This window comes from Streptosporangium sp. NPDC002721 (genome assembly GCF_042888905.1).
In the GTDB taxonomy this organism is placed as follows: domain Bacteria; phylum Actinomycetota; class Actinomycetes; order Streptosporangiales; family Streptosporangiaceae; genus Streptosporangium.
The window spans coordinates 1-5,234 of record NZ_JBIAQI010000080.1; the positions used below are offsets into that span (position 1 = coordinate 1).

Sequence of the window (5,234 nt, forward strand, 5' to 3'; positions counted from 1 at the left end):
TCGAACAACCGCTCCAGATCCCACCCACGATCCACCGGAAACCCCGACACCGCGTCCCGGCCCGAAGCCACCAGCTCCCACAACTCCTCCGGAGACGACACCCCACCCGGGAAACGACACGCCATCCCCACGATCGCGACGGGCTCGCGGTGCTGCTCCTCGACCTCCCGCAACCGCCGCTGCGCGTCCTGGGCCTCGGTGATCGCCCGTTTGAGGTAGGTACGCAGTTGCTGCTCGTTCGACATGTGGTGTCAGCTCCCCAGGTTCTCGACCAGGTCGAAAAGGTCGTCGTCGCTCGCGTCCGCCAGATCGGCGGCCCCGCCGTCACCGTCCCTCCAGCCGGCGAGGAGCGCGCGCAGCCGCTCGGCGACCGCCGGGCGGTCGTCGGCGCCGATCCCCTCCAGGACGGCCAGGACCTGGTCGATCGGCTCGGTGTCCTTGGCGGACAGGTGCTCGTGGAGAAGCTCGGCGATCGCCGCGGGAGTCGGATGGTCGAAGACCAGCGTGGCCGGTAGCGTCAGCCCGCTGTCCGCGGTGAGCTTGTTACGGAGTTCGACTCCCATGAGCGAGTCGAAGCCGAGTTCCCTGAACTGCCGGTCCGCCTCGACCCGTTCCGTCTCCCCGTGGCCCAGCACCGCGGTGACGTGCCCGAGCACGATGTCCAGCACCACCCGCCGCCGTTCGTCCGCGGGCAGCCCGGCCAGCCGGTCGGCCAGGGGACGGGCACCGCGGGTCTCGGCGGCCTGCCGCACCGCGCGCCGCACCAGGCCACGCAGCAGCGGCGGTACGTCATCCGGTCGCGCGCGCAACGCGGCCAGGTCCAGCCGGATCGGCAGCGGCACCGGATCGTCCAGGGTGAGTGCCGCGTCGAAGAGGGCCAGTGCCTCGGCCTCGGTCAGCGGCACGGCACCCGAACGGGCCAGCCGGGCACGCTCGGTCTCCCCGAGGCCGGCGCCCATGCCGTGTTCCCACAGTCCCCAGGCCAGGGAGGTCGCGGGCAGCCCCTCGGCCCTGCGACGCGCGGCGAGACCGTCGAGGAAGGCGTTCGCCGCCGCGTAGTTGCCCTGACCCACGTTGCCGAAGGTCGCCGACGCCGAGGAGAACAACACGAACGCCGCCAGCGGCATCTGCCGGGTCAGCTCGTGCAGATGCCAGGCCGCGTCCGCCTTCGGCCCGAACACCCGATCCAGACGCTCCGGCGTCAACCCACCGACCAACCCGTCATCGACCACCCCCGCCGCGTGCACCACACCGGCCAGCGACCGGTCCAGACCCTCCAGCAGCCCGCGCAACGCCTCCCGATCACCCACATCGCAGGCCGCGACGGTGACCCGGGCACCCAACGCCACCAGATCCGCCACCAACCCCGCGGCCCCCGGCGCCTTCTCCCCACCCCGGCTCACCAGCAGCAGATCACGTACCCCATGCTCGGTGACGAGGTGACGGGCCACCAGACCACCCAACGCCCCCGTACCACCGGTGACCAGCACCGTGCCGTCGAGCTTCCAAGAAGACGGGAGCACGCGTGCCCGGACCAGCCTCGGCGCGTACAGGACGCCTCCGCGCACCGCCACCCCCGGCTCCCCCACCGGCAGCTCATCCGGGACCTCACCCTCCTGCGTCACGTCCACCACCGCGAACAACCCCGGGAACTCCGCCTGCACCGACCGCATCAGCCCCCACACCGCCGACGCCACCGGATCCACCCCCTCACCCGGACCCACCGCCACCCCGCCACACGTCACCACCACCAACCGCGACGAGCCCGAACGCACGTCCTCGACCCACCCCCGCACCACCCCCAGCACCTCGTCCAGCACACCCCGCACCACCGACGGCACGTCCCCCTCACCGCCCGCACCGACCCGCACCACCACCCCCGGCGACACCACCTCACCGCCCACCACCGGCACCCACTCCACCCGGAACAACGAGTCGCGGTGGGCGGCTCCGGCGATCTCGTCCATGGCCGGTGGCAGCAGGAGCAGGGACTCGGCCGTCAGCACCGTCCGCCCGGTGTCGTCGGCCACGGCCAGGGACACGCCCGCGTCGCCCGCGTCCTCGATCCGTACGCGCAGGGAGGTCGCGTCCGTGCCGTTCAGCCGCACGCCACGCCAGGAGAACGGCAGCGCGGCCGTCTCCCGGCCCGCCGCGAGGACGTGGAGGCACGCGTCGAGCAGGGCGGGATGGACGCGGAACCCGGTCGTGTCCCGCTCGGCGGGCAGGGCCACCTCGGCGTGGAGCACCCCGTCCCGCCGCCAGGCCGCCCTCAGCCCCTGGAACGCCGGACCGTATTCGAGGCCGGCCGAGGCGAGACCGTCGTAGAGGGCGTCCACGTCGACCGGTTCCGCTCCTCTCGGGGGCCACTCGGACAGCTCGACGGGTTCCGCCGGGGTGGCCGGGGCCAGCGTGCCGGTCGCGTGCCGTGCCCACGGCTCGTCGTCGAGGCGGCTGTACGCGGTCAGGGCCCGCCGTCCTCGCTCGTCCGGCGCGGCCACGGACACCTGCACCTGGCGGGCACCGCGCTCGGGGAGGACCAGCGGGAGTTCGAGGTTCAGCTCCTCAAGCGTCTCGCAGCCCACCAGGTCACCGGCGTGCGCCGCGAGCTCGACCAGGACCGTCGCCGGGACCACCGCGCTCCCGGCGACCATGTGGTCCGCCAGCCATCCGTGCCGCCCCGTACTGGACAGCTCACCGGTCAGTACGACACCGTCACCGTCGGCCAGCGGCACCGCCACGTCGAGCAGCGGATGCCCACCGGGTCGCGGCCCGTCGCCCGCGGTGGCCTCCAGCCAGTAGCGCCGGTGCTCGAAGGGGTAGGTCGGCAGGTCGACCAGCTTCCCGCCGCTGCCCGCGTAGTACGCCTTCCAGTCGACCTTCGCACCGGCCACGAACGCCCTCGCCAGCGCCGTCACCAGGGTTTCGGCCTCCGGCCTGTCCTTGCGCAACACCGGGAGGAACACCCCCTCCTCACCCAACGCCGACAACACACCATCGGGGCCCAGCTCGACGAACGTCTCCACCCCTTCAGCCCGCAGATAAGCCAGACCATCGGCGAACCGCACCGCCTCACGCACGTGCCGCACCCAGTAATCGGCGGAGAAGTCCGTGACGGGTTCACCGGTCAGGTTGGAGACCACCGGGATCGAGGGAGGACGGTAGGTCACGGCCTCGGCCACCCGGCGGAAGTCCCCCAGCATCGGCTCCATCAAGGGGGAATGGAAGGCATGACTGACCCGCAGGCGACGGGTCTTACGACCCCGAGCGGTGAAATAAGCGGATATTTCCGCCACTGCGCTCTCGTCGCCGGAGACGACGACGGCCTGCGGGCCATTGACCGCCGCCACCGAGACCATGCCATGCAGAAGAGGCAGCACTTCTGCTTCGGTGGCCTGCAACGCCACCATCGCTCCACCCGCAGGGAGCGCCTGCATCAACCGGCCCCGCGCCACCACCAGACCGGCCGCATCCCGCAACGACATCACCCCGGCCACATGAGCCGCCGCCAACTCCCCCACCGAATGCCCCAACAGGAGATCCGGCCGCACCCCCCACGACTCCAGCAACCGGAACAACGCCACCTCAAGGGCGAACAACGCGATCTGAGCGTTCTGCGTCCGATCCAGTAGGCCGTCTTGCGAGGAGAACACCATCTCCTTCAACGAACCCTCGACGTGACCGTCCACCTCGTCGAAAGCCGCCGCGAACACCGGGAACGCCTCATACAGCTCCCGGCCCATCCCTGCCCGCTGAGCACCCTGACCCGTGAACAAGAACCCCAACCCACCCGGACCCGCCACCCCGGAGACCACCTCGCCGTCCAGCAGCACCGCCCGGTGCTCCAGCACCGTGCGCCGGGCCAGCGTCCATCCCACGTCCACCCGATCCCCGGCCGCCTCCGACACCCGCCTCACGCTCTCGGCCAGCGCCCCGGCCGACCGAGCCGACACGACCAGCGGCACCACCGGCATCCCGTCGACGGGAGCGACGACCTCCTCCGCGACGGCGGGTGCCTCCTCCACGATGACGTGCGCGTTCGTGCCGCTGATCCCGAACGAGGACACCCCCGCCCGCCTTGGACGGTCTATCTCCGGCCACGACACGGGTGAGGTCAGCAGCGACACCGATCCGGAGGACCAGTCCACGTGCGGCGAGGGCTCATCCACATGCAACGTGGGCGGCAACACCCCATGCCGCATCGCCATCACCATCTTGATCACACCGGCCACCCCAGCGGCCGCCTGCGTATGACCGATGTTCGACTTCACCGACCCCAACCACAGCGGCCGATCCCGACCCCGGCCATAGGTGGCCAGCAACGCCTGCGCCTCGATCGGATCACCCAACCGCGTCCCCGTCCCATGCCCCTCCACCACATCCACACCCGAGGCCGCCACCCCCGCATCCGCCAACGCCTGACCGATCACCCGCTGCTGAGAAGGACCATTCGGCGCCGTCAACCCGTTCGACGCCCCGTCCTGATTCACCGCCGAACCCCGCACCACCGCCAACACCCGACGACCGTTCGCCCGAGCATCCGACAGCCGCTCCACGACCAGCACCCCCACACCCTCACCCCACCCCGTACCATCCGCAGCACCCGCGAACGACTTGCACCGCCCGTCGGGGGCCTGGCCGCGTTGCCTGCTGAACTGGACGAAGGCGTCGGGCTTCGCCATGACCGCGACGCCGCCGACGAGTGCCATCGAGCACTCTCCCCGCCTCAGTGACTGGATCGCCCAGTGCAACGCCACCAGCGACGACGAACACGCCGTGTCCACCGTCACCGCCGGTCCTTCCAGGCCGAACGTGTAGGCCAGGCGGCCGGAGGCGACGCTGCCGGAGTTGCCGATGCCGATGTGCCCTTCCAGGTCGGCGGGTGTGGTGAGCAGGCGCGCGGAGTAGTCGTGGTACATCAACCCGACGAAGACCCCGGTGTCGGTGCCGCGCAGCGAGGGCGTGTCGATCCCGGCCCGCTCGAACGCCTCCCAGGAGGTCTCCAGCAACAACCGCTGCTGCGGATCCATCGCCAACGCCTCACGCGGAGAGATCCCGAAGAACCCCGCGTCGAACTCCCCCGCCTCATGCAGAAAGGCCCCCGACCGCGCGTACGACGTACCCGCACGATCAGGATCATCGTCGAACAACCGCTCCAGATCCCACCCACGATCCACCGGAAACCCCGACACCGCGTCCCGGCCCGAAGCCACCAGCTCCCACAACTCCTCCGGAGA

The 5,234-nt window shown here is 71.1% G+C and carries 2 protein-coding genes; both read right to left on the bottom strand.

The genetic code is table 11. The features are described 5' to 3' along the window. Window positions 1–245: beta-ketoacyl synthase N-terminal-like domain-containing protein (locus tag ACFYWM_RS44580; RefSeq protein ID WP_389927932.1), on the bottom strand; the 245-nt coding region annotated here is incomplete at its 3' end. 6 nt (window positions 246–251) lie between these two features. Then, entirely contained in the window at window positions 252–5,222 is a 4,971-nt protein-coding gene (locus ACFYWM_RS44585; protein WP_389927935.1) for a type I polyketide synthase, read from the bottom strand. Window positions 5,223–5,234 lie beyond the last annotated feature (12 nt).